This is a genomic window from Mesorhizobium kowhaii (assembly GCF_042431665.1).
GTDB classification, from domain to species: Bacteria; Pseudomonadota; Alphaproteobacteria; order Rhizobiales; family Rhizobiaceae; genus Mesorhizobium; species Mesorhizobium kowhaii.
The window spans coordinates 49,118-75,108 of sequence record NZ_JBHLYT010000006.1; the positions used below are offsets into that span (position 1 = coordinate 49,118).

Sequence of the window (25,991 nt, forward strand, 5' to 3'; positions counted from 1 at the left end):
GGCGCAGTGCGCTGAGCGGGTGCACGGATAGCAGGTGTTATGCAACCCGTTAGTTCGAGCCGGGGTCGACGCGCTTCGGCGCGAAGCGTTTCACCCACTCGTCGATGGTGATTTGGCTATCATCGGCCCAGCCGCATGGAATTTTCTGTTTTGCAGCTATGTTGCCAGTGGGGACGGGCTTCATCGAGCACTCGTCTCACCGGCCATTTGCCTGACAGGTCGCTGACCGCTTCGTACGTTAGCCACTGATGCGTAGTCGCAGTAATGGAAGGTGGCGAGATAGCCGGGGAGTGCGGGCATGAACTCCTGTTGATGGGTCCAAGCTCTGCATTCGGCCATGGAAGTCATGGGTTTCACGTGGGGGAGCCTGATTAGCTTCCCCTGGTTGGTCAGATGGATTGTGACAGCGATGGCGGTGAACATGGCGCGGTCATCCATCGACTTAAGGCTGGCGACATAATAACCGCCGGGGTTGGGACGCACGTCATCCCTTGAGGCGGCCTCGTTGACATGGTCAGAGCCGCAGAGTTTCGCGATGCGGGAATCCGCTTCCGCAGCCGTTTGCGCTGCCAAAGGAAGAGCGAGAGCGATGATGAGCTTGGTGCGTTTCATGTTATCCTTCTTTCCAATCCGGTGCTGCTAGGATCGCTTGGAAGCGAAGGCCGAAGGCCGAATTGGCTAGGCTAGGAAGCGCGCCAGGAGGGTGAAATGTCCCGAACGGCTCCTGAAATTGAGGCGAAATCTGCTGAAACGATCACGTTTCGCGGTTTTGTCTTCCTGACGAAAAGCAAAGAACTCCGAACCGTCGAAGGCAAAGCGGTCAATCTTCGCAGCCAGTCCGCCGAGGTGCTCTCTGTGCTCGCTTCGCGACCGGGCGAAATCGTGTCCAAGGATGCGCTGATGCAGGCGGTTTGGGCCGATACCTTCGTGACCGACGACAGCCTCACCCAATGCATTGCCGACATTCGCCGCGCGTTGGGGGACGACACGCACGTGATCGTTGAAACCCTCCCAAAGAGAGGCTATCGGCTGAATACCGATCCATCCGACGCGGCGGACCCAAACGCCGGCACGGCACGTGCCAAGACACGATTCTCGCAGCGCGGCTTCATTCTGGTCGCAGTCGTTCTCGTTGCGGCATTGATCGGCGCATACTACGGCGCGGAAATATGGCGAGCCGCTCCGGCTCGTTCGAGCGACATGCCCAGGATTGCGATCCTTCCCTTCGACGACTTCAGTGCAGGTGGGGACAAGGGATATCTCAGCGATGCCGTCGCCGAGGGGATCATCACCGAGCTTGCGCGGAGCAAGAGTTATGCCGTCATCGCCCGGAACTCGAGCTTCAGGTACCGCGGCCAGCCGGTCGACATCAGGCAGATCGGAGATGAACTCGGCGTCGACTACGTGCTCGAAGGCAGCCAGCAGAAGATCGGAGACCGGCTGAAAGTGACCGCCCAGTTGCTGAATGCGCATGACGGATCGCATGTCTGGGCCAACAGCTACAACCGGGAGATTGGCGACTTTTTCGTCGTCCAGGAGGAAATCATCCGCACGCTTGCGGATCGGGTCGGGTCGAGCATCCAACGCCCCCTGCCAACGAGCGACGCCGCCCGGGTCAGCGCGCTCAGCTATGTCCAGATGGGGTTTGCCGAGAACGAGCATTTCTCTGCCGCGGGGAACGAGTTGCTGCGGCAGTTCAGCCTCAAGGCGATCGAAGCGGATCCGAACGCCCAGTTCGGCTATATCGGGCTGGCCTGGTCCTATCGCAATGACGGGCTATTCTGGCACAAGCAGGAAAATAACCCCGACGAGGCGTTGAAGCGCGGCGCTGAGTACGCCGACAAGGCCATCCTGCTCGCTCCGGACGATGCCGAGGCGCATCATATCCGCGCCCAAATCCATACCGAAGCCGGAGAGATGGAGGAGGCCATTGCGCAGTACGATCAGGCGATCGCCCTGAACCCCAGCGCCTCGAATATCCTCGAGGGCAGTGCGGCCCCGCTGCTCTTTGCCGGCCGCACCGACGAAGCGATCGATCGGATCAAGCAGGCTATGGGCATCGATCCTTTCTACCCTGACTGGTTCAACTGGGACATGGGCTGGGCGCTCTATGAAAAGAACGATTGCGGGGCTGCGCTGACGGCGATGCGGAAAATGTCCAGAATCACGAGCGCCGCACACCGAATGCTTGCGGGGATCTACGCTTGTCTGGGAAACCAGCGGGAGGCAAAGGAAGCACTTGCGGTTTTCCTTAAGGACTCGCCCGGCGACTCCATCAGCAAACAACGCAAGCAGTGGGAGAAGAATTACACCGTCCCCGGAGCCCTCGACCGCTGGATCGGACACATGCGGTTCGCGGGCTTGCCGGAGTAGCGGCCGACCGTATGCCGCCCGGCAGAGGCCAATTGGCCGCAAAAACCGTTGAAGCCTTTGTTTTGTGGGCGGTGGTTGCCCTCAAAGCAAGATCATCCTTCACAGGAATATTGGATGCGGGAAAGTCGGCAATGGGGCCGACTTGCGCCATAGTGCGCTCGCCCTCCCCGCGGGCACAACAGGCCGCAGACAACCAGAAGGTCGCGCCGGACTTAACCTTGGGGGCTGGGGAACTTCGGGCGTGGGCCGGCGCGACCGGAGCCCCAAAGGCTCACTTGTGCATTGGCCACAGCTAATACTCTCCGGCAGGTCCCGGGTGGTCTTATTTGACGGTCGAAAACTCAAAACGATCGAAACGGAAGACTGCCGTATACTCGTTGCGTCGCTCCGGCGTCCCGGCAGGATTGCGGAAGATCGCGCCGCAGGTTGTCTGAACTTTCGGAAAGGCGTCGCACAGGAAGTTCTGCTGCACCCAGCTGGTTCCTTTATCTATCCATGCGCCTCCCCCGCGCAGGTCACGACCGAGGATGAGCGACCTGATCTCCGAACCGGTAAGCCGGTCCTTTGCATCCAGATCGACCCCTTCCGGCAACTCCGGCAAACCGGCCTTGTCCAGGCCGTCCAGCAGACGCCCGATGTCAGCCGGGTTCTTGAACACAAAATACCTCTGCGTGACCAGCTGATTTGCCCCTCCATCCTTTCGTTCCAACATGACGTTCCTTAGCCTGTCACTATAGGCCGCGACCTGGTCACTGCGCCCGAGATGTGCGTAGGCCGAAACCAGCACCTGCAGGCCGTAGAATTTCGGCCATGGATCGGGCGATTGGAGATCGATCCTTTCAAGGTAGTCGACAGCTTCCTCGAAACGACCCTGGCCAAATTCAGCCAGCCCAGCCTGGTAGTACCGATGGTCATTGCCGCCTGGGTCGACACGGTTGGCCGCGACGAGATAGTCGCGCGCCTCGTTCGGCCTGCCATTGAAATTCAGGGCTTCTGCCAGCCCGACATAGTTCAGGGGATCGCTCGGGTCGAGCGCCACTGCCTTGAACATAACCGCGACTGCCTCGTCGGACCGGTGCTCGCGAACCAGCAAACTGGCGACGAGCTGATAGTAGGAGGGCGAAGGATGCTTGGCCGCCTCCTTCAGGTACTTGTAGACGTTGTAAAACGCCACAGATTCCGAATAGGCCAAAGCCTTGACCCGTGGCCCGTCCATGTCCCAATAGGCCCACGCGAGCGAGGCTGCCGCCGCGCCGAAATTCGGATCGAGTTCCAGCGCTTGCTGGAAAAACCTCACCGCCTGCGCAAACTCGTCTGGAGTATTGCGACGATTGTAGATTTCCATGCCCTGGAGGTAAGCTTCGTAGGCTGCAGGATTGCGCGTGCCGCCCGCGACATCTGCCTTGCCTTGGTCGCTGACGAGACGGAGCTTGAGCGCGCCTGCGATGCTGACGACGACCTTGTCCTGCAGCGCAAACACATCCGTCCACTGGCCGTCGAAACGTTCTGCCCAGAGATGACCGGTGGTCGAGCCGTCGATCAATTGCGCGTTGATACGCATGTCGTCGCCGACCCGACGTATCGAGCCCTCCAGTATGTACCGGACACCAAGCGCTGCGGCGACCTCAGCGGGTTTAGTCTCCTTGTCCTTGTAGGGGGAAGCCGCGTTTCGCGATACGACGAACAGGCCGGGCACGCGTGCAAGTTCTGTGGTCAGGTCCTCGGTGAAACCGTCAGCCAGATAACCTTGCGCCTTGTCGTCGCTGAGATTGTCAAATGGAAGCACGACGAGGGATGGCCGGGTGTCGGCTTTCGCATTGGCCGTCAGAGCGGTGGGCGGAAGCGGTGGCTCCCACGGTCGCCACCACGCTGCTGCAAGGCCGACTGCGACAACAAGGACCCCAATAGCGACGGCCAGATTGCGCCTGAAGCGTGGGTGTCGATTGACAGCCATGGGCTTTCCCGCCACCGTGGGATCGAGCAGCACCCGGTACGCCTGCACCGGTTCGGCGATGTTCTTCAGCTTCTGTTGGCCCATCGGCTCAAAGCCGAAAGCCAACTTCTTCTCAACCTCTTTTGCGACCTTTGCCGAGACACAGATGCCGCCAGGTTCCGCTAGTTGTTGGAGCCTGGCAGCGACGTTGACGCCCTCGCCATATCGGTCCTCGCCCTCGACAATCACCTCGCCGAGATTGATCCCGATCCTGACGCGAATCCGATGATCCTCGGAAACGGCGGCGTTGCGTTCCGCCAGGGCGTGCTGCAACGACACGGCACATTCGACCGCGTCCACGACGCTGCCGAATTCGGCCAGCAGTCCATCGCCCATCAGCTTGAAGATGTGGCCGTGGTGGCGGGCAATCTCAGGCTCGAACAGTTCCTTGCGTCGAGCACGAAGGCGCTCGAACGTGCCGGCCTCGTCGCGTTCCATCTGGGCGGAATAGCCCACAACATCGGCAGCGAGAATGGCAGAAAGCTTACGGTCCATCGATCTGGCCTGTCCCACGTGGAGTATAGACCTGGTCACACTGAAATGAAACGACCGACCTCTCTAGCGTCCGTCGCCGGTGTCTCGGGATCATCCAGCAAAAAGCCTGGATGAAACGCGCAGTTCGGGATGGAAAGCACCGGGCAGCCCGCAAACCGGTGGACTAAGATCCGTCGATATTCAGCCGGCCTGCAAACGGTAGCTGCCTGCGCTTCCGACAGACCTAGAATCGTCATGCATTCCAGCTGCGGAACAAACCGGCATGGCAGCGAGTTTCTGTCCGACGAAAGTTGAGGGAAAGCCATGTCCAGATTTTTGCTGGCGACAAGCGTCGCCGTTCTTCTCGCCGGCGGGCCGGCCCTTGCCGCGGATGAGAGCCGGCTGCCGCCGCCCAATGCCAAGAAGCTGTCGGAGATCCTCGCCAAGGTCGAACAGCGCGACGGCTTTCGCTATGTGAAGGAGGTCGACTGGGACAGCGGCGCCTACGTCGTCACCTACTACACATCGGACAAGGCGAAGGTCGAAATCACCTACGATCCCGTGACCGCCGAGCCAAAATAGGACGGCTGCAGGCGTCGTACCCGACGCGAATGCGCCGACCCGTTCTCGCGCATTCTCATTGGCCAGCGGGCCCTCGCCTAAAATTGTCCATTCTTGGCGTATGATGTGGAAGCCAGGGCGTGGGCTGCGCCTTGGGCAATCCTTGGCTTGGGGGCACTGATGCGATCTTCCGTTCGAACCTATCGCCTGCTTGTGCTCGCCACCATCCTGGCCGGCGGCATCCTTGGAACCGCTCCGGCGCGGGCCGACGGACCATCTTTCGACTGCCGCAAGGCAAGCCTGCCGGCGGAAAAGGCGATCTGCGCCGATCCGCAGCTGTCGGCCATCGATCTGCTGGTTTCCAGGGCATTCAAGGATTTCGAGCCGGCGTTCGGCGGCGACAAGCGCATGATCGCCCGCGGGCTGATTGCCGACCGCAATGCCTGCGGGGGCGATACCGCCTGCATCGTCAGCGCGCTGAACAACGCGCTGCAAACCTATGGCAATGGGCCGTCATGGGTGCAGGACTACAACACCGCCTTGATCGGCAAGAAGGCGCTGGAAGCCGCCGCGCGGAACCCGAATGGGGCTGACCAGCCCCTGCCCTCGACAATCGGGCAATGCGCGTCCACCCATATCGAAACGCTGACCACGCGGCTTGGCGACGATCCGCTGGCAACAGCCAGTCCCGAGGCAGGCAGTGCCGCGACATTCACCAACGGCGGCACCGCCGTCTCCTATGATCGCGAGCCTGGTCTGGCCGCGTCGAAGGTCGGCGACGCTGCCGTGATGTGCCTGATCTCGATTCCCAGGGATTGCCCCAAGGACGATGAACGCGGCCGCGTCTACTACGGCATCGATCTCGCCATCAAAGGATCGTGGGCGCTGCCGGACTCGCAACACATGTGCGGCGGCGCCTGAATTAAACCTGCTTCATGTTCGGCGACAGCTTGCCAAGGGGGCGCCTCCCCTTGCGTCAGCCTCGCTTTGATGGCTGACTGCGGCTCATGGGCGCCGCATGGGGGATGGGCATGGCGACGGCGAAGCATGTGCTGAAGCGCATATTGATGATGTTGGCCGGCTACCTTGTGTCGGTGCTGGTCGGCTTGATCGCCGTCGTGGCGATCTACGCCGCGCTCAGTTCCTTGCCCAACGCGCCCGCCTATTTCGACGTCATGGGTGTCACGCCGATCGCGGCCTTGGTGGTGCCGCCGCTCGGCATGTTCATCTATTTCCTGACCATTGTTGTGACCGCGCTGCAGACGCTCATCTTCGCGCTGATTGCCGAGCTCTTCTCATTGCGCAATGTCCTGCTGCACATGGTATTCGGTGCCGCGGCCGCCGCCGGCGGCTTCTTCCTGATCTGGCCAAGTTCAGCGGAGGACATGGACCCCGAGCGCTGGGCCGACATCGGCATCATCGCCGCTGCCGGCCTTGTCGCCGGATTGGTCTATTGGCTGATCGCCGGGCGGGACGCCGGTTTTCGGCGACCGCTGTTGGAGCGTTAAAAACCGAAGGCCCTTGCTCAACTCGACGGTGAGCGAACCGCCTCGGTGGCGTCCAATGCCTGTTTCAGCCGCGAGTCGCGATCGTAGACGTCGCCGAAATATTCAACCTTGCCGGACATATCAGGCCAGGCGGTGAAATAGGCGACATAGACCGGGATCTTGCGCGTCACATCCTCGGTCGAGTGTCCGTGCTTCAGCTTCTCGGCGATATAGTCGACCGAGGTGCCGAGCACCGCCGCCGCCATGCCGCGCGGATCCTGCAGCCGCACACAGCCATGGCTGAGCGCACGCATGTCCTGCTTGAAGAACGATTTCTGCGGCGTGTCATGCATGTAGATCGCATGCTTGTTGGGGAACAGGATCTTCAGTTCGCCCAGCGCATTGGCCTCGCTCGGCTGCTGGCGCACACTGTAGGGAATGTTGGCGCCATAGGCGCCCCAGTTGACCGCCGACGAAGGGATGCGCTTGCCGCGCGTGTCGGTCACTTCGTAGCCGGCCCGGTCGAGATAGCCGGGATCGCTGCGCAATCTGGGCAGCATCTCGTTGACGATGATCGACTGCGGCACGCCCCAATAGGGATGGAAGTCGACCTGCTTGATCTGGTCGAAAAAGAAAGCGGTCTGGTTGGTGACCCGGCCGACGACAACGCGCGTCTTCAGCTTTTCCTCGCCATTGTCGATGTAGCTCGCGGTGAAGGCCGGCTGGTTGATGAAGACCCGCGGGCTGCCGAGATCGGAAGGCAGCCAGCGCAGTTCCTCCAACGCCACCTCTACCTTCAGCAGCCTGTCGGCCTTGGACGTGCCAGCCAACAGGGCAACAGTGCGCGGACCGATGACGCCGTCACCCTTCATGCCCTCTTTCTGCTGCACAGCCTTGATCAGCGGCACCAGTTCGGGAACATAGACCTCGCTGGTCGCCAGCCGTGACAGGATCTCGCCATAGGCGCCGCCCATCTCGTCATCGAGATTGCGTGCGATCAGGGTCAGCAGCTTCGGCAGCTCGGGGCTGGTTTCGCCCGGCTTCAGCAGCAGCTTGGGGTCGACGACGATTTCGTTCTCGGCGCTGGCCTGCAGGGACTCCAGTTCGACGCGCAGCGCCTGGTATTCCGCATTCTGCGGATGCCGCGATTCGAGATAGGTGCGCACTTCCTGGGTATGCGCCAGCGTTTTCAGCACGGCTTGCAAGTCGAGCGGCTTGGCCGGGAAATCATAGTAGCCGGTCATGCGGTTGGGCTCGACGCGGCCGTTCTGGGCATCATGGGCATAACGCAGCACGCGCGCCGACAGCGCCATCTCGAAGCGGACAAGCTCTTTCAGTTGTGCATTGGCGTCGGCCGGCGACGCGCTGGTGGCGGGCACGTCGACCGTGTAGTCGGCGGGTTCAAGGCCGTAGCTCGCTGCCTCGCCGAGCACCCGCACCGCATCCTGCGCGCGGCTGTTGAGGCTGGTTCCGGTCACCCAGATGAAATCCGGATTGGCCGAGTAGTAGGCGATCAGCGCCTTGGCGATGTCCGGCTCGGCATAGAGTTCGTAGTCGCTCAAGCCGGCAACCGCTTCACGAAAAGCAGCGCCCGTGGCTGACGGCACGAAAGCGGCGTCCTGCGCGGCCGCCGGCAGTGGTGCCGCGGCCAGCGCCGAAAAGTCGATGCGCACCAGCCGATCGGCCTTGTAGGTGTAATAGGACGGGCCGCTGATTTTCACACCGCCACCGCCGCCACCAACACCCGGTGCTTTCGGCTTGTGCTTGGGTGGTGGGGGCGGAAACTCGCCTTGCGGCTCATGCCTGATGCCGCCGCCGAAAAGCATTTCGAAGAGCCCCTGCGCGCCTGCCTGAGGCACGCCGAAAGCGAGCGTCGCCGTGATCGCCATCAGCGGCATCACGGTTGCTTTTTTTCCGAGGAATTTCATGGATAACCCGCTCCGGTTGTAACCGGCTCCCGTTCCGCACCGCTAGACGATCTCGCGCACCGCATGGCGGATGTAAGGCGCGACTATACTGATTCATACTGATTTCGTTAAGCTTTCATAAATTTCCGAACGCCTGTTGCAGAACGGTTTCACAACATCGTGACGGCTGGAGCGGATGTCTCCGCTCCAGCCGGGGAAATCCAATGCGGATCAGGCATTGGCGCCGCCGTCGATGGTCAGTGCCGCGCCAGTGACAAAGCGGCCTTCCGGACCTGCGAGCCAGGCGACCATGCTGGCGATGTCCTCGGCCTTGCCAAAGCGCGGCGTCGCCATCTTCTGGCGCTGGTGCTCGGCATGCGGGCCATCAGCCGGGTTCATGTCGGTATCGGTCGAACCGGGGTGAACGACATTGGCGGTGATGCCGCGCGGGCCGAGGTCGCGCGCCAGCGCCTTGGTCAGGCCGACCAGCGCCGCCTTGCTGGCCGAATAGGCGCCAAGACTGGTGTCGGTCACCCGCTCGGCAAGATTGCTGCCGATCGAGATGATCCTGCCGCCCTCGCCCATATGCGCGGCCGCCGCCTTCGAGGCGATGAACGGGGCTCTGACATTGACCGACATGGTCTCGTCGAAATCGGCGAGCGACAGGGTGTCGATGGGTGCGGCGCGCCAGATGCCGGCGCTGTTGACCAGGATGTCGAGCCGACCGAATACGGTCACGGCGTCATCGACGGCCTTCTCTATCGCCACGGCATCGCGGTTGTCGGCCTTGATGGCGATGGCGCGCCCACCCTTGGCCTCTATCTCGGCAACAACCGAGCGGGCCTGCTCCTCGCCATGCACATACGTCAGCGCGACACTGGCGCCATCGGCCGCCAGCCTTCGCGCAATCGCCGCACCGATGCCGCGACTGCCGCCGGTGACGAGTGCGGCCTTGCCGTTCAAGCTGCTGGATGACATTTGTTTCTCCATTTGTGTAATGATCGATACATAAATAACTGTCAGCCTTGCCCGGCTGCGTCAACTGATTTATGTATCGATCGACACAGAAAAGAGCGTCATGTCGGAACGAGGCCGCCCCCGCACCTTCGATCGAACCGCAGCCCTGCGCTGCGCGATGGAGGTTTTTTGGGCCCGCGGTTACGAAGGCGCATCGATGAGTGATCTGACCGCCGCCATGGGCATCAACTCGCCCAGCCTCTACGCCGCCTTCGGCAGCAAGGAGGCGCTGTTCCTCGAGGCGACGGATTTTTATTCGCGCACCGAGGGTGCCGACATCTGGCTGGCGCTTGAGGAAGCACCGACCGCGCGGCTGGCGATCGAACAATTTTTATGCTTGACGGCGAAAGCCTATGCGCAGACGGATCGCCCGCAGGGCTGCCTGATAACGCTCGGCGCGCTGCACCAGGACTCCAGCCGCGGCGCCATCTGCGACGATCTGCGCCGTCGTCGCGCCGAGAATCATGCCGCGCTGCGGAAGCGTCTCGAACGCGGCGTTGCCGAAGGCGAACTGCCGGTGAGCTTGGACTGCAGCGCGGCTGCCACCTTCTACGCCACGGTTCAGCACGGCATGTCGATCCAGGCCCGCGACGGCGCCTCGCATTCGGCTCTCCTGGCAACCGTGGCCGGCGCGATGGCGGCGTGGCGCACGATGGCCGGCACGGACTGAGCGTGACAAACGCCGGCCATTGTGCTGCAAATCTAAGCAGGTTCCGCAAAAGTGTCCCACGGTTTTGCGATCAGACCCTGCGAAAAACAAGGGAATCTAAGCAGACTTCGTGGGGCATCCCACGAATGCCTGCTTAGACAGCCAGCCAAATGCGCGGTCGGGAGGACAAGCCTGTGAAAAAGGGGTATCGCGAACTGCTGGATGAGGCGAACGCCGAGATCGAGGTGGTGTCGCCGGAGGAAGCGGCCGGGCTGCTTGACGATGAAGACACCATCTTCGTCGACCTGCGCGATCCGCGCGAGGTCGAACGCGACGGCAGGGTCCCCGGCGCCAAGCATGTCACCCGCGGCATGCTGGAATTCTGGATCGACCCCGAAAGCCCCTATCACAAGCCGTTCTTCGCTTCGGGAAAGAGCTTCGTCTTCTTCTGCGCCGGCGGCTGGCGTTCGGCGCTGGCCACCAAGACGGCACAGGATATGGGCCTGTCGCCGGTCAAGCACATCCTTGGCGGCTACACCGCCTGGAAGGCCGCCGGATTGCCGGTCGAGCCGGGCGAGAAGAAGAAATAGCTTCGATCGCCGCTCAATGCAGCAGCGACGGCTCCCGATGCTCCGCCACAAAGCCGACCGCGCGTCCGACCACGCCCTTGTCTGCCAGAATGCGGCGGTGACCGAGCCCATCGGCCCAGTAAACCCGCACATGGCCGCCGGCGCCGGCATAGCGTGTTGCATGATCGGCCGGAACTTCACGGTCGTCCGGTGCGTGGATGACCAGGGTCGGCACCGGCGCGTGGGCGAGCTGGCGGTCGCCGGTGAATTCGTGCAACGGCCGGCCGGAAAGATGTTCGACACGGTCCGCCATGGCGGCCTGCGAGCGTGGGCCGACATTGAGCATGCGGCTGAAATCGGCGAAGATCGCCGGCAGGGAACTGGGCGCTGCGATCAGCACCAGGCGTCCGGCCACCAGCGGCGGGATGTTCTTGACCGAACCGGCGATGGCATTGGCGGCGACGGCACCTCCGAAGGAATGGCCGACCGCTGCCACGAACGGGCCGAACCATTCGCCGGCAACCCGCATTGCATCCACGGCGTTGACCATGGTCAGCCGTCGGCCCTGCGACTGGCCGTGGCCCGGCAGGTCAAGCGAAACCACCCTGTAGCCGGCGGCGCGATAGCCTTCGATCAGCGCACGCATATATTCGGTGCGCGAACGCCAGCCATGGACGACAAGCACCGTGCCGGCGGCCGTCCTGCCCGGCTCCGGACGGAATTCGTGCACCATGACGCAGCCGGTCGCCGTCTTCAGCCGGTGATGGCGCGCCTCCGTCATGAACTCTGCCGCGCGGTCGACGGCGCGGCGCTCGCCATCGCTGAGTGCCTTCACGTTCGGCGTACGGCAGAACAGTTCGAAAGCCGCGCGCCCGGTCAGGCGCGGCGCAATACGTTCGGCCGCACCAAACACGCCCCGGATGACCTTCAGCCCGATTGATGCCATAGTGAGAATCCATCCATACGTTCAAGCATGAACATAATAGTTCAAAGATGAACAATAAACAAGAGTTACCTTGGGACAACCCACGTTTTCGCAACTGGGTCGCGGTGGCGCGCGCCTGCCATGTGCTTGAGCGCACGCTGGCGACAAAACTCGCGCCGCTCGACCTGAAGCCGGCGCAGCTCGACGTGCTGATGAACCTCTATCGCCACCCCGGCATGTCGCAGCACGACCTTGCCCGCAAGCTGCTCGTCGGCCGCTCCAACATCACCATGCTCTTGCCGCAGCTGGAGGCGCGTGGCCTGCTGCGCCGCGAAGGCGACGAGAAGGACAAGCGCATCCTGCGGCTTGCCCTGACCGAGGCCGGCGAGGCGCTGCTGATGCAGGCGCTGAAAGTGCACATGGCGTTGATCGAGAAGGCGATGAGCCAGTCGACACCGGAACAGTGCGACATGATCGGCGAGCAGATGCGCAAGATTTATGATGTGCTGAAAGACGCCTAGCCGCCCTTTCAGCCCTGAGCTTACCACATCGTCTTCTTCGCCCGCTCCGGCCATTCCTTGTCGTAGGTTTCGCCGTCGATGTTCTTGCGGCTGGTGACTTCCAGAATCTGTCCGGGCGTCGGCAGCGACTTGGGGTCGACATGCCTCGCCGGGTTCCAGAGCTCGGAGCGGACAATGGCGCGGGCGCATTGGAAATAGACCGAATCGACATCGACGACTGTAACCGAGCGCGCCGCCTTGCCGTCCACAGTGAATGACGCGCACAGCGTTGTATCCGTCGTGATATGGGCGCGGCCGTTGATGCGCAGCGTCGTGCCGGAACCCGGCACGAGAAACAAAAGACCGACGCGCGGATCGCGGATGATGTTCCTGAGCGAGTCGGCGCGGTTGTTGCCGCGACGGTCCGGCATCATCAGCGTTTTCGGATCAACGATGCGCACGAAGCCGGCGAGATCGCCGCGCGGCGAACAGTCCAGCCCCTCCGGTCCACTGGTTGCCAGCGCGACAAAGGGCGAGGCCTGGATGAAGGCTGCGTATTCCGGAATGACGTGGTCGAGTTCCTTGACCAGTGAGGCTTCGCCCGGAACGCCATAGAGCGCCTCGATCTGCTCGACCGTGGTGATGACGGACATTGTCTTCGTCTCCAAACCTTTGCCGGCGCTACCCCACTTCGATGACGTTTTGACGACAGCGACGGGATCAGTCTAGCGGTCCCGGCTCAAGCCTTTTTCCGCAAGCTCGGCGAGATAGGCATTCCAGCGCTCGTCCTTCTCGTGGCCGAGCGTGTGCAGGTAATTCCAGGTGAAGATGCCGGTATCGTGGAAATCATCGAAGGTGATGCGCACTGCGTAGTTGCCGACCGGCTCGATCTTCAGGATCGCCACATTGCGCTTGCCGGGAACCGTCACCCGCTGGTCCGGCGAATGGCCCTGCACTTCGGCCGATGGCGAAGCGACACGCAACAGCTCCGCCGGCAGTTCGAACGGCCGATGATCTGGAAAGGTGACGGACAGCAGTTTGCGGTCCTTCGAGACGCGGAGTTCCTTGGGTGCGGTCATGGTGTTCGATCCCGTAGCAATCCACCCTTCCCTACGCTGCTTCGCCAGAAGGGAAAAGGCCGTTTGGGGTGAGCCGACATGCGATGTCGGCCAGGGAATGTTACCAAAGATCGAGACGCGGTATCTTGAATGGCCGGCCGGATCGTATCACATAGCGGTATATAACGATGCCGCTCAGGGCCAAGGGAATTGCTTGCAGCATGAACATGATCGATCCTTTTGGTCGCACGATCAGCTATCTCAGAGTGTCGGTCACCGACCGCTGCGATTTCCGTTGCACCTATTGCATGGCCGAGGACATGGCCTTCCTGCCGAAGAAGGACCTGCTGTCGCTGGAAGAACTCGACCGGCTGTGCACGGTCTTCATCGAAAAAGGCGTCAGGAAATTGCGCCTCACCGGCGGCGAGCCGCTGGTTCGCAAGAACATCATGCACCTCGTGCGCCAGCTGTCGCGGCATCTCGACAGCGGCGCGCTGGAAGAATTGGCGCTGACCACCAACGGCTCGCAGCTGTCGCGCTTCGCCGCCGAGCTTGCCGATTGCGGGGTCAAGCGCATCAACGTCTCGCTCGACACGCTCGATGCCGACAAGTTCCACAAGATCACCCGCTGGGGCCATCTCGACAAGGTCATGCAAGGCATCGATGCCGCACAGGCTGCCGGGCTGAAGGTCAAGCTCAACGCTGTGGCATTGAGGGATTTCAACGACGTCGAACTGCCAGAGATGATGCGCTGGGCGCATGGCCGCGGCATGGACCTGACGGTCATCGAAACCATGCCGATGGGCGAGATCGAGGGCGACCGCACCGATCAATACCTGCCGCTGTCGCTGCTGCGCGCGTCGCTGGAACGCCAGTTCACGCTGACTGACATTCCCTTCAAGACCGGCGGCCCGGCTCGCTACGTGCATGTCGCCGAGACCGGCGGACGGCTCGGCTTCATCACGCCGATGACGCATAATTTCTGCGAAAGCTGCAACCGCGTCCGGCTGACCTGCACCGGCACGCTCTATATGTGCCTCGGCCAGGAGGATGCCGCCGACCTGCGCGCGCCCTTGCGTGCGTCCGAAGGCAATGAACTGGTCGCCGCGGCAATAGACGAAGCGATCGGCCGCAAGCCCAAAGGCCATGACTTCATCATCGACCGCCGCACCAGCCGCCCTTCCGTTTCGCGGCATATGAGCGTCACCGGCGGCTGACCTTTTCGCAAAATTCATGCAGGATCGCCTCCGGGTCATTGGCTTCGAGGCGAGATATGCTGAGTCGTTCCTCATTTCTGGCGGTTATCGCAACAATTGCAGCGACCAACGCCGTTGCCGCGCCATTCACCTATGTGAATGAACGCTTCGGCACCGTCTGCACCTTTCCCGACGACATCTTCACCGACCGCCAGCCTGAACCGGACAATGGTGACGGCCAGCAATGGCTGAGTGCCGATGGCGCCAGCCTGATCTGCTCGGGCATCCTCAACATCGACGATGACACGCCCAAGGGTTTCGTGGCGGCCGAGAAAGCCAGCAGTGAACCCGGCTACAAGGTCACCTACAGCAAGGCCGGCAAGGACTGGGCGGTGCTGTCGGGCTTGAAGGATGGGAACATTTTCTACGAGCGACGCCTGTTCGGCCGGGATGGCGTCATCCGCACGGTCTGGATCGAATATCCGCTCGCCTCGAAATCGAAATACGATCCGCTTGTCGGCGCCATCGCCGGCAGCCTCAAGGCACGGTGAGCATTTCCGCCACACAACGACAATATTGCTGAGCGCAGGCGCCGGCCGGATTTACCGTTGGCTTGTTGCGCCCTAGCCTGCACATCGCGATTTTCGCTCCGTGGGGGATTAAAACATGCGCAAACTCGTTCTTGCTCTTGCATTGCTCGGCATCACGGCCCTGCCCACCGCGGCCCAGTCGATCGGCGGCACCTATACCGTCGCCGGCACCAACTTCGACGGCTCGGCTTATGGTGGCGAGGCAACCATCACGCTGACCAGCGCAACGACCTGCACGATCCACTGGGAGACGGGCGGCTCATCTTCCGACGGCATCTGCATGCGCAACGATGACGCCTTCTCCACCGGCTATGTCATGGACAAGGACATCGGCCTCGTCGTCTACAAGGTGATGGACGACGGTTCGCTGCACGGCCTGTGGACGATCGCCGGCAAGGAAGGCAACGGCACCGAGGTGCTGACACCGAAGAAATAAGGTCTGCCGCTGTTGCCGGCGATAGTCTGGGCCACGGACGATCCTGTGGCCCAGCCCTTTGCTGTTGCTGTTTCATGCCCGACTGCTACAGGCTTGATGCAAAGCAGAACCGGTAGTCGTCTTGCCCCTCTCTCCAAATCTTCGCGGCGCGTTGTTCATGGTGGTGGCGATGGCCGGCTTCACCCTCAACGACGCCATCACCAAATACTCGTCGCAATCGATGAACATGGCGCAAGTCATGCTGATCAGGGGAGCGTTTGCGACCCTGTTCGTTGGCTCGCTTGCCTGGCAGCGCGGTGCTCTTGTCCGGCTACGCTCGATGCTGGACCCAATGGTGGCGCTGCGCGTCCTCGGCGAAGCCGGCGGCACGGTGACGTTCCTGATCGCGCTCGCCCATTTGCCGATCGCCAGTGTCTCGGCTGTCCTCCAGGCGCTGCCGCTGGCGGTCACGATGGGCGCGGCACTGGTCTTCAATGAGGGCGTTGGTTGGCGGCGCTGGCTGGCCATCGCCATCGGATTTGCCGGTGTGCTGGTCATCGTGCGGCCAGGTTTTGAGGGGTTCAGCGTCTACTCGCTGGTGGCGCTGGCCTGCGTTGTATGTTGTGCGGTACGCGATCTCGCCACCAAGCGGATTCCCAAGGCCATTCCGACGCTGCTGGTGTCGACCGCCACCGCGCTTGCCATGACAGTCCTGGGAGCCGCGTTGCTTTCGCCGATGGGGGGCTGGACGCCGATGACGGGGAACAGCACGGCCCTGCTGGCGCTGGCCGCTGTGCTGGTGCTCATCGGCTACCAATTCATCATCATGGCGATGCGAGCGGGCGACATCTCCTTCATCGCGCCGTTCCGCTACACGGCCCTGATCTGGTCGATCCTGCTTGGCCTGTTCGTCTTCGCCGACGTCCCCGATCTGCCGATGATCGTCGGCGCCACGATCATCATCGGCTCCGGCCTCTATGCGCTCTACCGTGAGCGGGTCGTCGGCCGGCGGAAGATCGTCGCCGAAAGCACCGGGCCAACCATGGTCCCGGACGGAATCTAGCCGGCTCTTGTGATTTCCGACGGCTGGCGTACACGCTCGATGGCATGAAGCGAGATGTTGCGGGGATCATTCTGGCCGGCGGCCAGTCAAGACGAATGGGCGGTGGCGACAAAAGCCTGTTGCCGCTTGGCGGCGGTTGTGTGCTTGACCAAGTCGTGTCGCGCTTTGGCCCACAGATCGACCGTCTGGCGCTCAGCGCCAACGGCGATCCGGCGAGGTTTTCCCGCTTTGGACTGCCGGTGCTTGCCGACACCGTCACGGGCTTTGCCGGACCGCTTGCCGGAATCCTGACCGGCCTCGAATGGGCAGCCGCCAACACGGCTTGCACGGCAATCGTCACCGCTGCCGGCGACACGCCCTTCCTGCCGCTGGATCTTGTCGAACGGCTGGCGGCCGCCGCCGATCAACGTTCCGGTTCGATTGCCGTGGCTTGCTCGGCCGGCAAGCGGCACCCGACCTTCGCGCTGTGGCCGATGGACTGTCGCGGCGCCTTGCGGCACTTTCTGGTCGATGAGGATATCAGGCGGGTTTCGGCCTTCATCGACCGGCATGATTTTGTCGAGGTGGAATTTCCGGTTCCGCTATCCGCAGGCCAACCAGTCGACCCTTTCTTCAACATAAACGAGCCTGACGATCTTGTTCAGGCCGAACGTCTGTTGCAAAGCATGAAGCCATGAACAGACGCGCCTTCGGCATCACCGGCTGGAAGAATTCCGGCAAGACGACACTGACTGAAAAGCTGGTCACCGAACTTGTCCGGCGCGGCTGGAAGGTGTCGACGGTGAAACACGCCCATCATGACTTCGACATCGACAAACCGGGCGCCGACAGCTTCCGCCATCGGCAGGCCGGCGCCACCGAAGTCGCGATCGTGTCCGGCAATCGTTGGGCGCTGATGCACGAACTGCGCGGTGAGGATGAGCCGAAACTTGAGGCGATTCTGTCACGGCTTGCCCCTTGCGATCTGGTGCTGGTCGAAGGCTACAAGCGCGAAGCCCACCGCAAGATCGAAACCCGCCGGCTGGACGCGAAGGACCGCACGCCGCTTTCAGCAACGGATCCGAACATCGTCGCCGTCGCCGCCGATTTTGCGGCCGAACGCGAGCCCCTGCCGGTGTTCGATCTCAACGACGTCGAATCAATAGCCGACTTCATTGAGCGGGCCACCGGGCTCGTTGCTTGAGAGCTAACGCAGCGGCAGAATAGTCTTGCCCATTTTTGTGGTTTTGCAGTTGCTTTTTTCTTGGAAAGAGTGGGAGTATCGCGCCAGCGGGCGGTCAAAAGCACCGCCCCACAGAGCCGTTAGGAACGACGGCCGGGACCGTAAAGAGAGGACTATCATGCGTATTGCACTGCGTATCGCGCTTGCCGCATCGGCTGCGCTGCTGACGCTCGGCGTAGCCCAGGCCCAGGAAAAGACCCTGAGGATCGGCACCGAAGGCGCCTACCCACCCTTCAACAACCTCACCGCCGATGGCCAGCTCGTCGGTTTCGACATCGACATCGCCAAGGCGCTTTGTGACCAGATGAAGGTCAAGTGCACCTTCGTCGCCCAGGATTGGGACGGCATCATCCCCGCTCTTCAGGCCGGCAAGTTCGACGCCATCGTCGCCTCGATGTCGATCACGCCGGAGCGTAAGGAGAAGGTCGACTTCACCAACAAATATTACAACACGCCGTCGGCCCTGGCCGTGCCTAAAGACAGCACGCTGAAAGGCGTGACCAAGGCAGATCTCGCCGGCAAGACCATTGGTGTCGCCACCACGACCACGCATTTCAACTATGCCTCGAAGACTTACACCGACAGCACCATCAAGGGCTATCCGAGCAGCCCCGAGGAGCAGGCCGATCTTGCCAATGGTCGTCTCGACGCCATCGAGGACGATATTGTTGTGCTTCAGCAGTGGCTGGATTCGCCTGATGGCGCATGCTGCAAGATTCTCGGCCAGCCGTCGCCGCAACCGGTCGACATCTTCGGACCGGGCGCCGGCATTGCCGTACGCAAGGGCGAGACCGATCTCGTCAACAAGTTCAATGCGGCCATCGATGCTATTCGCGCCAACGGAAAGTACAAGGAAATCAACGACAAGTACTTCAAGTTCGACGTCTTCGGCGCCGAATCCTGATAATATGACAAAGGCGGCGGGGGTCTCCCGCCGCCTTCCGGTCTTCTGTGATCGCCGTGGAGACAAGACCAGTCAATGCCAGCCCAGAGCTTATGGACACTTCTCAGTTGGGGACCCGATGGCTGGCTTGATGATATCGCTTATGGCGCACTGGTCACCGTGGCGCTTGCGCTCGCAACACTGCCGATTGGGCTGACGATCGGTTTTTTCATAGCACTGGCCAAACAGTCCGAAGAACCTTCGCTGCGCCTTGCCGCCAACATCTACACCACGGTCTTCCGTGGCCTGCCGGAACTGGTGACGCTTTTCCTGTTTTTCTTCGGCATGCCAATTCTGCTGCAGCACCTCATCCGATATTTCCGGCCCGAAGCGACCATCGATGTCAACAGCTTCGTCGCCGGCATGATCGTGCTTGCGCTGATCTTCTCGTCCTATGCCAGCGAGGTTTTCCTGTCGGCCTTCCGCGCCATACCGAAAGGCCAGTATGAGGGTGGCTATGCCATCGGCCTTTCCAACTGGCTGACCATGCGCAAGGTGATCTTGCCGCAGCTGCTCCGCATCGCATTTCCCGGGCTCGAAAACTGCTGGCTTAGTCTGCTCAAGGACACGTCGCTCGTGTCGGTCGTCGGTCTCGCCGAGACGTTGCGCAATGCCGGTGTGGCGGCTCGCGTCACCAAGCACTCGTTCATGTTTTACAGTGTGGCGGCCCTGGTCTTTCTCGGCCTGGCAGTCGTGTCGTCCTTCGCCACCAGCGCCATCCTGCGCTCGCTCGGTCGACGGGAGGCGCAACGATGAGCGCCACAGCCACCATGGTCGAACGGCCACCGCCCCGGGCGCGGGGCTGGCCGCGTCCCCGCATCGCAGGCTATGCGCTCGTCTGCATGTGGATGGCCTTCGGGCTGGGCATCGTTGCCTATCTGGTTCTTGCCTGGAATCCCGCCTTCTTTGCCAAGTATGCGCCGGCCTATCTGAAAGGGCTTGGGGTCACCCTGTCGCTGGTCGCCATAGCGATGGTGCTTGGTGCGATACTGTCGGTCCCCGTCGCTTACGGCCGAATGTCCAGCAACCGGATCCTGTCCGGCCTCGCCTATTGCTATGTCTACTTTTTCCGTGGCACGCCGCTGCTGGTCCAGACTTTTCTCGTCTATTACGGCGTCGGCTCTTTCCGGCCGCAACTCAGCGAGTACGGCATCTACCTTCCGGTCTTCAGCGATGGGCTGACTCTCGCCCGATTCACGCTTTGGGATTTTTTCAAGGACGCATTCAACTGCGGCGTCTTTGCCTTTGCGCTCAACACCGCCGCCTACCAGGCCGAAATCCTGCGCGGCGCCATCGAGAGCGTGCCCAGGGGCCAGTGGGAAGGTGCTGCTTCCCTTGGCCTGCACAAATTGCAGACGCTGCGCAAGATCATCCTGCCGCAAGCATTGATTGTCGCCTTGCGGCCTTATGGCAACGAACTCATCCTGATGATCAAGGCTTCGGCCATCGTCGCCATCATCACCGTCTACGACCTGATGGGCAACGCAAAGCTCGCCTTCGCCAACTCCTTCGACATTCAGGCGTATATCTGGGTCGCCGTCGTCTACCTCGTCATGGTCGAGATATTGCGCCATGGCGTTGAATGGATCGAGCGCCGGATCACCATCCACCTGAAACGCTGACTGATTCCATCTGCCTGCACCAGTCGATCAGCCCACAGGCGTCTTGACGAATTGGGCGTAGGGCCTAGAGCTTTCGCAGCAAATTCCGTTTCCGTCTGAAGGGCAAGCTCATGGCATCTGTGGCATTTCTCGGTCTTGGCGTGATGGGCTATCCAATGGCCGGGCACCTCAGGAACAAGGGGGGCCATGACGTCACCGTCTACAACCGCACCAAGGCCAAGGCCGAGCAATGGGTTGGCCAGCATGGCGGCAGCCTGGCGCTGACACCGGCGGAAGCGGCCATGGGCAAGGATTTCGTCTTCTCTTGCGTCGGCAATGATGACGATCTGCGTTCGGTGACGACAGGTCCCGAAGGTGCCTTCAAATCGATGAAGAAAGGTTCGGTCTTCATCGACAATACCACGGCCTCGGCCGAGGTCGCACGCGAACTGGCCGCGGCCGCGGAAGCGGGTGGCTTTTCGTTTCTCGATGCGCCGGTCTCCGGCGGCCAGGCCGGCGCCGAGAATGGCGTGCTGACCGTCATGGTCGGCGGCGAGCAGGAAGCTTTCGACAGGGCGAGGCCCGTTATCGATGCCTATGCCCGCATGGTCGGCTTGATGGGATCGGCAGGTGCTGGCCAGCTCACCAAGATGATCAACCAGATCACCATCGCCGGCCTCGTCCAGGGTCTGGCCGAAGGCATTCATTTCGGCAAGAGGGCCGGGCTCGACATCGAGAAGGTGATCGAGGTGATTTCCAAGGGTGCTGCCGGTTCCTGGCAGATGGAGAACCGGCACAAGACGATGAATGCCGGCAAATATGATTTCGGCTTCGCTGTCGACTGGATGCGCAAGGATCTCGGTATCTGCCTGACCGAGGCCGACCGCAACGGCGCCAAGCTGCCGGTGACCGCACTTGTCGATCAATTCTACAAGGATGTGCAGGCGATGGGCGGCAAGCGCTGGGATACGTCCTCGCTGCTGGCGCGCCTGGAAAAATAGGGGTCGCGATGGCCGAGCTTTCGCCCCAGTCCAGTGCCGACGAAATCGTCGCGCATCTGCGCTCGATCGGCTCGGAGGAAAATCGCCGTGGCATGCTGCGCTATGGCATCAAGATCGAACGTGCGCTCGGCATCCCGCACGGCGTGCAGCGGCAGATTGCCAGGAAAATCAAGCGCAACCATGAGCGCGCTTTCGCGCTGTGGCAGACAGGTATCATGGAGGCGCAGTTCATCGCTTCCGTCACGGCCGACCCGAAGCGGTTTTCTGCCGCGGACGCAAGGCAATGGGCGTCGAGTTTCGACTCCTGGGACATCGTCGATGGCGTCTCCGATCTCTTCGTCGACACCGACGCCTGGAAAGAACTGATCGGCGAGTTCGCGGCCGATGAACGGGAATTCGTTCGACGCACGGCCTTTGCCATGATGGCCTGGTCTGTCGTCCACCGGAAGAAAGAGCCGGAGGCGACCTTTCTCGCCTTCCTGCCGATCATCGAAGCGCATGCCACCGACGGCCGCAACTTCGTCAAGAAGGGCGTGAACTGGGCCCTTCGTTCGATCGGCAAACGATCGATGGAAATGCACGGTGCTGTCCTTGCTGTCGCCGAAAGGCTCGCGCAATCGACCGACAAGACGGCGCGCTGGATCGGCAAGGATGCTGTGAAGGAACTATCGGATGCCAGGACGCTCGAGCGCCTCGCCGCCAGGAAAAGCTGACGGACGTGAAATCCGCTTCACGGAAGTGACGCGCTCGACACGCGCCGATTTCGAAAACCTGTTCGAACAGCCGGGCGCACCGAAATATTGCTGGTGCATGGCCTGGCGCCATCTGCCCAGCCGCGAGCATGTCCACAACGACGAGAAAAAGCGGGCCATGATGGCGATTGTCGATGCCGGCACGCCGGTCGGCATCCTCGCCCATCTTGACGGCAAGACCGTCGGTTGGTGCTCGGTCGCGCCACGCCAGGCCTATCGCAGGCTTTCACGCCAACAGGACGACAGCGAGGCCGATATCTGGTCGATCGTTTGTTTTTACGTGCCAAGCGCCTTGCGCGGCGCCGGGTTGGCCGCCGCACTGCTAGACGCGGCCATCAACCACGCCTTCGCCAAAGGGGCCAGCACGATCGAGGCCTATCCGGTCGACCAGGCATCGCCGAGCTACAGCTTCATGGGTTTTCGCGACATGTTTGCGGCGCGCGGGTTCCACGAGATTGGCATGGCCGGTTCTCGCCGACATGTGATGCGGCTCGAGCGTTGACGTCATTGGTAGCGGCGTCTTTACTCCAGACCAAAGGAAGCGGCCAATGAACAACCATATCGGATCAACCATAGCGCTCGCAGCCGCGCTGTTTGTGTCCATTGCCACCGATGCCTCGGCCGAGACCGCACACATATTCTGGAAGGATCTGCGCCCGGCGACACAAACCGCCGCCGAAAACGTCGGGCTGCCGATGATCGCGGCCAAATTGCCCGACCATGGCGAGACGCTGTCTCTTGATCTGCAGGACAAGACCATTCAGCTGGCCGGCTATGCACTGCCGGTCGACCGCGACGGCGACCTTGTCTATCAGTTCCTGCTGGTGCCGTGGACCGGCGCCTGCAGCCACATGCCGACGCCGCCGCCCAACCAGATCGTGCTGGTCACGCCGGCTCGCCCCTACAAGATGTCGGAAGCCTACCAGCCGGTCTCGGTTACCGGTGCGCTGAAGCCGGATATGGAGAAAAGCCAGCTGTTCATTCTCGATGGCGTCAGCGTCATCCAGTCCGGTTACACCGTGCGCAAGGCCGATGTGGTGAGCGTCGACAGCGTGCCTGACACGATCACGCTGCCGGTGAACTCACCCTGGAGTTTCCTCAACAAGAAAAAGAACTGATCGGTCCCGTCAGCTCAAGCGGCGTTGGCGCCCGATTCCTTGTCCAGCACCATGTAATCGAGCGGGATTTCGGTCGTGTATTTGATCTGCTCCATGGCGAAGGACGACGACACGTCGCGAATCTCGATCTTGGCGATCAGCCGCTTGTAGAAGGCATCGTAGGCGGCGATGTCGGGCACCACGACGCGCAGGAGATAGTCGACATCGCCGCTCATGCGGTAGAACTCGACCACTTCGGGAAATTCCTGGATGACCTCGGAAAACCGCCGCAGCCATTCATGGCTGTGCGAATTGGTGCGGATCGACACGAAGACGGTGACCCGCACATTGACCTTTTCATGGTCGAGGATGGCGACGCGCCGCTTGATGACGCCCTCTTCCTCAAGCTTCTGGATGCGCCGCCAGCAAGGTGTCGTCGACAGCCCGACTTTCTTGGCAACGTCAGCGACCGCGAGTGTCGCGTCCTCCTGCAAAAGGCGGAGAATTTTTCTATCGAGGCGGTCCATCTTTTTCTCTCCGGGGGAATAGATTGGCTATATTCCGCCTTATCAGGACCTTTCACAAGAAAGAAATTCTGCCAATTGAGCAAAAAGCGAGTGATTTCTTGCTGAAAGGTCAATCGAGACGATAGCGGATTTCCGATCTCAGGAATGGCAGCAAATCCATTTCAAACCATGGATTCTTCTTCAGCCAGCCGCTGTTGCGCCACGACGGATGCGGCAGTGGCAGCACTTTGTGACCGCCGGGCGCATTCCAGATGGCTCGCCAGTCCATCACCGTTTCCGTCAGCGAGGGCCGGCGCGCCGCACCCATGTGCCAGGACTGCGCATAGATGCCGATCGTCAGCACCAGATCGATCCGTGGCATCAAGGCCATCAAGGGCGCGCGCCAGGCCGGCGCGCATTCGCGCCTTGGCGGCAAGTCGCCACCCTTGGCATCCTGGCCGGGAAAGCAAAAGCCCATCGGCACGATGGCGAATTTCTCGATGTCGTAGAATTCCTCGCTTGTCACCCCGAGCCAGCTGCGCAAGCGGTCGCCGGAGGCATCGGTGAACGGCATGCCTGTGATATGCACCTTGGTTCCCGGCGCCTGGCTGGCGATCAGGATGCGGGCGCTGGACGATGGTCGCAGCACCGGTCGCGGTTCGTGCGGCAATCGCTTGCCGATCGGATTTTCGACGCAGATGCGGCAAGCGCGAACCGTCGCGGCGAAGCTTTCGAGCGCATCCTCGTTGACCATGATCTCGTCCGAAAACCGGCTTCCATTTTTCGGGATCATGGCTAGGCGGCGGCGCTCGGTCGGCTGGAAACTGCCTGATGCCAGCGCAACGCATTGGCGCATTCGTCCGGCACCTTGATGCGTGCCGGCTTCATGAAGTCGATGGCGATCAGGCCAGTGATGTCGGCAATCGAGTAGCTGTCACCGGCGATGAATTCCCGGTTGCCCAGCTCATCGTCCAGCAGCCTGAGGAATTCTACGGCCTTGGGCTTGTTGGCCTCGCCCCATTCGGGAATCTGCGGAATTTCCCATTCCTTCATCGCCGGATGGATGTGACGGAAGGCCTGGGCGACGCAACTGAGCAGGTTGAATTCCATCCGTCTCTGCCACATCTCGACTTGCGCCTTGCCGAGCGCGCCACGCCCGAACAGGGCCGGCTCGGGATGCAACTCCTCGAAATAGCGACAGATGGCAACGGATTCGGTGAGGATGGTGCCGTCGTCGAGTTCAAGCACCGGCAGGCGTTGCAAAGGGTTGCGCGAACTGACCGACTGCTTCCTGTGCTCCAGCGCGCCCATGTCGATGGGCACCAGCGGAACCGCGATGCCTTTCTCGGCCAGGAAAACGCGGACCCGCCTCGGGTTGGGTGCGCGGCCGCCATCGAACAACTTCATTCCCATCCTCCCGGTTTCCCAATAACTATAGGGTTCAGCCCCTTACGGGCTTCACCAGAACCGAAAAATCTCGCGCACGGCATCGCCGATCGACGCCAGCGTGCCGTGTTTTCTCTCAACGACTTCGCCGTGATGGCTGTCGCGCCAGTCCTGCGGCTGGTCGAACGTACCCGCCCAGATGCCAGCCTTTCCTGCGCGGGCGACGGCCTCCTCGCTCTTGAAGTCGCCAAAGGCAACCGCCCAGCCCGCCTCCACCTGCGCACGGTTGAGGTCCTTGCCGCCGGCGGTGCAGTCGCCAAGCAGCCGGCCGTAGCGATCACGCTGCCAGCCGGTACAGGAGACGGGTCTGCCGGCGATCAGCCGCACCAGCGACTGGCGCGCCAGCGTGCCGCAGGAATAGTCGGCGCCATTCCTGCGGCAGGTCTGCGTATACTCAGGGGCATCGATGCCGCGCATGCGGATGCGCTCGGCGCCAAGCGTGATCGAATCGCCATCGTTGACGATTGCCGCACCCTCGGTCTTGCGTGTCTCCACCCTGTCGAGACGGGCCGCCAGCAGGATCAGCAGCCCGAGAATGATGACGGTAAGCCCGTAATCCAGCAGCCGGCGCCACAGGCTTCGGGGTGGCGCAACGTATCGCCGGCGCGGCCCCGGGCCCCATGAACGTCTCATATGGCAAACGGTT

Annotated in this window: 32 protein-coding genes; 20 read left to right on the top strand and 12 right to left on the bottom strand. The window is 61.8% G+C overall.

The window, feature by feature from the left end; all coding sequences use genetic code 11:
• Positions 1-49: 49 nt before the first annotated feature.
• The gene (locus ACFFNA_RS06005; RefSeq protein ID WP_281005005.1) at positions 50-184 is read right to left on the bottom strand and encodes a hypothetical protein; all 135 of its coding nucleotides are present in this window, start codon (positions 182-184) and stop codon (positions 50-52) included.
• Positions 181-612: a hypothetical protein gene (locus ACFFNA_RS06010; RefSeq protein ID WP_378916492.1), complete on the bottom strand. Its 432-nt coding sequence runs from the start codon at positions 610-612 to the stop codon at positions 181-183. The genes ACFFNA_RS06005 and ACFFNA_RS06010 overlap by 4 nt, the downstream gene beginning before the upstream one ends.
• Before the next feature lie 96 nt (positions 613-708).
• Between ACFFNA_RS06010 and ACFFNA_RS06015 the strand changes: the two genes are divergently transcribed.
• Positions 709-2,373 (top strand): winged helix-turn-helix domain-containing tetratricopeptide repeat protein, encoded by a 1,665-nt coding sequence (locus tag ACFFNA_RS06015; RefSeq protein WP_378916494.1) that lies wholly within the window; start codon positions 709-711, stop codon positions 2,371-2,373.
• Positions 2,374-2,695: 322 nt separating this feature from the next.
• Here the strand turns inward: ACFFNA_RS06015 and ACFFNA_RS06020 are convergent, their stop codons facing one another.
• On the bottom strand, positions 2,696-4,861 hold the full coding sequence (locus tag ACFFNA_RS06020; protein ID WP_378916497.1) for an adenylate/guanylate cyclase domain-containing protein: 2,166 nt from the start codon (positions 4,859-4,861) through the stop codon (positions 2,696-2,698).
• Between the two features lie 303 nt (positions 4,862-5,164).
• Here ACFFNA_RS06020 and ACFFNA_RS06025 point away from each other — a divergent pair, with 303 nt between their 5' ends.
• From ACFFNA_RS06025 to ACFFNA_RS06035, 3 genes are all read left to right on the top strand, one after another.
• Positions 5,165-5,422 (top strand): PepSY domain-containing protein, encoded by a 258-nt coding sequence (locus tag ACFFNA_RS06025; RefSeq protein WP_378916499.1) that lies wholly within the window; start codon positions 5,165-5,167, stop codon positions 5,420-5,422.
• 159 nt (positions 5,423-5,581) lie between these two features.
• On the top strand, positions 5,582-6,322 hold the full coding sequence (locus ACFFNA_RS06030) for a lysozyme inhibitor LprI family protein (RefSeq protein WP_378916502.1): 741 nt from the start codon (positions 5,582-5,584) through the stop codon (positions 6,320-6,322).
• Positions 6,323-6,426: 104 nt separating this feature from the next.
• On the top strand, positions 6,427-6,909 hold the full coding sequence (locus tag ACFFNA_RS06035; RefSeq protein ID WP_378917323.1) for a hypothetical protein: 483 nt from the start codon (positions 6,427-6,429) through the stop codon (positions 6,907-6,909).
• A 17-nt stretch (positions 6,910-6,926) separates the two neighbouring features.
• Here the strand turns inward: ACFFNA_RS06035 and ACFFNA_RS06040 are convergent, their stop codons facing one another.
• Positions 6,927-8,816, bottom strand: coding sequence for a L,D-transpeptidase family protein (locus tag ACFFNA_RS06040; RefSeq protein WP_378916504.1), 1,890 nt, complete (start codon positions 8,814-8,816; stop codon positions 6,927-6,929).
• Between the two features lie 210 nt (positions 8,817-9,026).
• Entirely contained in the window at positions 9,027-9,773 is a 747-nt protein-coding gene (locus tag ACFFNA_RS06045; RefSeq protein ID WP_378916506.1) for a 3-oxoacyl-ACP reductase family protein, read from the bottom strand.
• A 100-nt stretch (positions 9,774-9,873) separates the two neighbouring features.
• Between ACFFNA_RS06045 and ACFFNA_RS06050 the strand changes: the two genes are divergently transcribed.
• Together ACFFNA_RS06050 and ACFFNA_RS06055 are read left to right on the top strand one after the other, a co-directional pair.
• Positions 9,874-10,482, top strand: coding sequence for a TetR/AcrR family transcriptional regulator (locus ACFFNA_RS06050; protein WP_378916508.1), 609 nt, complete (start codon positions 9,874-9,876; stop codon positions 10,480-10,482).
• Between the two features lie 173 nt (positions 10,483-10,655).
• The gene (locus tag ACFFNA_RS06055) at positions 10,656-11,051 is read left to right on the top strand and encodes a rhodanese-like domain-containing protein (protein WP_378916511.1); all 396 of its coding nucleotides are present in this window, start codon (positions 10,656-10,658) and stop codon (positions 11,049-11,051) included.
• Between the two features lie 13 nt (positions 11,052-11,064).
• Here ACFFNA_RS06055 and ACFFNA_RS06060 read toward each other — a convergent pair whose 3' ends face one another.
• Positions 11,065-11,976, bottom strand: a complete 912-nt coding sequence (locus tag ACFFNA_RS06060) for an alpha/beta hydrolase (protein ID WP_378916513.1) — start codon at positions 11,974-11,976, stop codon at positions 11,065-11,067.
• 47 nt (positions 11,977-12,023) lie between these two features.
• On the opposite strand from ACFFNA_RS06060, the gene ACFFNA_RS06065 reads away from it, so the two are divergent.
• Positions 12,024-12,476 (top strand): MarR family winged helix-turn-helix transcriptional regulator, encoded by a 453-nt coding sequence (locus ACFFNA_RS06065; protein ID WP_378916515.1) that lies wholly within the window; start codon positions 12,024-12,026, stop codon positions 12,474-12,476.
• A 20-nt stretch (positions 12,477-12,496) separates the two neighbouring features.
• Here the strand turns inward: ACFFNA_RS06065 and ACFFNA_RS06070 are convergent, their stop codons facing one another.
• The gene (locus ACFFNA_RS06070; RefSeq protein WP_378916517.1) at positions 12,497-13,108 is read right to left on the bottom strand and encodes a pyridoxamine 5'-phosphate oxidase family protein; all 612 of its coding nucleotides are present in this window, start codon (positions 13,106-13,108) and stop codon (positions 12,497-12,499) included.
• Between the two features lie 72 nt (positions 13,109-13,180).
• The gene (locus ACFFNA_RS06075) at positions 13,181-13,534 is read right to left on the bottom strand and encodes a gamma-butyrobetaine hydroxylase family protein (RefSeq protein WP_378916520.1); all 354 of its coding nucleotides are present in this window, start codon (positions 13,532-13,534) and stop codon (positions 13,181-13,183) included.
• A 200-nt stretch (positions 13,535-13,734) separates the two neighbouring features.
• Here ACFFNA_RS06075 and moaA point away from each other — a divergent pair, with 200 nt between their 5' ends.
• From moaA to ACFFNA_RS06140, 13 genes are all read left to right on the top strand, one after another.
• On the top strand, positions 13,735-14,730 hold the full coding sequence (moaA, locus tag ACFFNA_RS06080) for a GTP 3',8-cyclase MoaA (RefSeq protein ID WP_378916522.1): 996 nt from the start codon (positions 13,735-13,737) through the stop codon (positions 14,728-14,730).
• Positions 14,731-14,786: 56 nt separating this feature from the next.
• Positions 14,787-15,260 (top strand): hypothetical protein, encoded by a 474-nt coding sequence (locus ACFFNA_RS06085; protein WP_378916524.1) that lies wholly within the window; start codon positions 14,787-14,789, stop codon positions 15,258-15,260.
• A gap of 115 nt (positions 15,261-15,375) precedes the next feature.
• Positions 15,376-15,735: a hypothetical protein gene (locus tag ACFFNA_RS06090; protein ID WP_378916526.1), complete on the top strand. Its 360-nt coding sequence runs from the start codon at positions 15,376-15,378 to the stop codon at positions 15,733-15,735.
• Positions 15,736-15,856: 121 nt separating this feature from the next.
• Complete coding sequence (locus ACFFNA_RS06095; RefSeq protein WP_378916528.1) at positions 15,857-16,777, top strand: DMT family transporter; 921 nt, start codon at positions 15,857-15,859, stop codon at positions 16,775-16,777.
• A 44-nt stretch (positions 16,778-16,821) separates the two neighbouring features.
• On the top strand, positions 16,822-17,454 hold the full coding sequence (gene mobA / locus ACFFNA_RS06100; protein WP_378916531.1) for a molybdenum cofactor guanylyltransferase MobA: 633 nt from the start codon (positions 16,822-16,824) through the stop codon (positions 17,452-17,454).
• Positions 17,451-17,960, top strand: coding sequence for a molybdopterin-guanine dinucleotide biosynthesis protein B (mobB, locus tag ACFFNA_RS06105; RefSeq protein ID WP_378916533.1), 510 nt, complete (start codon positions 17,451-17,453; stop codon positions 17,958-17,960). The genes mobA and mobB overlap by 4 nt, the downstream gene beginning before the upstream one ends.
• A gap of 157 nt (positions 17,961-18,117) precedes the next feature.
• A complete protein-coding gene (locus ACFFNA_RS06110) occupies positions 18,118-18,903 on the top strand; it encodes an ABC transporter substrate-binding protein (protein ID WP_111548219.1) in 786 nt (261 codons plus the stop codon).
• Positions 18,904-18,978: 75 nt separating this feature from the next.
• Complete coding sequence (locus ACFFNA_RS06115; protein WP_378916536.1) at positions 18,979-19,698, top strand: ABC transporter permease; 720 nt, start codon at positions 18,979-18,981, stop codon at positions 19,696-19,698.
• Entirely contained in the window at positions 19,695-20,564 is an 870-nt protein-coding gene (locus ACFFNA_RS06120) for an ABC transporter permease (RefSeq protein ID WP_378916538.1), read from the top strand. The genes ACFFNA_RS06115 and ACFFNA_RS06120 overlap by 4 nt, the downstream gene beginning before the upstream one ends.
• A gap of 110 nt (positions 20,565-20,674) precedes the next feature.
• Entirely contained in the window at positions 20,675-21,544 is an 870-nt protein-coding gene (locus ACFFNA_RS06125; RefSeq protein ID WP_378916540.1) for an NAD(P)-dependent oxidoreductase, read from the top strand.
• A gap of 8 nt (positions 21,545-21,552) precedes the next feature.
• A complete protein-coding gene (locus ACFFNA_RS06130; RefSeq protein WP_111548223.1) occupies positions 21,553-22,257 on the top strand; it encodes a DNA alkylation repair protein in 705 nt (234 codons plus the stop codon).
• Positions 22,217-22,798, top strand: a complete 582-nt coding sequence (locus tag ACFFNA_RS06135) for a GNAT family N-acetyltransferase (RefSeq protein WP_378916542.1) — start codon at positions 22,217-22,219, stop codon at positions 22,796-22,798. The genes ACFFNA_RS06130 and ACFFNA_RS06135 overlap by 41 nt, the downstream gene beginning before the upstream one ends.
• A gap of 46 nt (positions 22,799-22,844) precedes the next feature.
• Complete coding sequence (locus ACFFNA_RS06140; protein ID WP_111548225.1) at positions 22,845-23,414, top strand: DUF3299 domain-containing protein; 570 nt, start codon at positions 22,845-22,847, stop codon at positions 23,412-23,414.
• Positions 23,415-23,428: 14 nt separating this feature from the next.
• On the opposite strand, the gene ACFFNA_RS06145 is transcribed toward ACFFNA_RS06140, so the two are convergent.
• The 4 genes from ACFFNA_RS06145 to ACFFNA_RS06160 all read right to left on the bottom strand — a co-directional run bounded on the left by ACFFNA_RS06145 (position 23,429) and on the right by ACFFNA_RS06160 (position 25,978).
• Positions 23,429-23,920, bottom strand: a complete 492-nt coding sequence (locus ACFFNA_RS06145) for an Lrp/AsnC family transcriptional regulator (protein WP_006205209.1) — start codon at positions 23,918-23,920, stop codon at positions 23,429-23,431.
• Positions 23,921-24,029: 109 nt separating this feature from the next.
• Entirely contained in the window at positions 24,030-24,755 is a 726-nt protein-coding gene (locus ACFFNA_RS06150) for a uracil-DNA glycosylase family protein (protein ID WP_378916552.1), read from the bottom strand.
• Positions 24,695-25,306 carry a glutathione S-transferase gene (locus ACFFNA_RS06155; RefSeq protein ID WP_378916555.1) on the bottom strand — a complete coding sequence of 204 codons (612 nt, stop codon included), beginning with the start codon at positions 25,304-25,306 and terminating at the stop codon, positions 24,695-24,697. Before ACFFNA_RS06155 ends, ACFFNA_RS06150 begins: the two co-directional genes overlap by 61 nt.
• A gap of 51 nt (positions 25,307-25,357) precedes the next feature.
• Positions 25,358-25,978: a thermonuclease family protein gene (locus tag ACFFNA_RS06160; protein WP_111548228.1), complete on the bottom strand. Its 621-nt coding sequence runs from the start codon at positions 25,976-25,978 to the stop codon at positions 25,358-25,360.
• Positions 25,979-25,991: the final 13 nt, after the last annotated feature.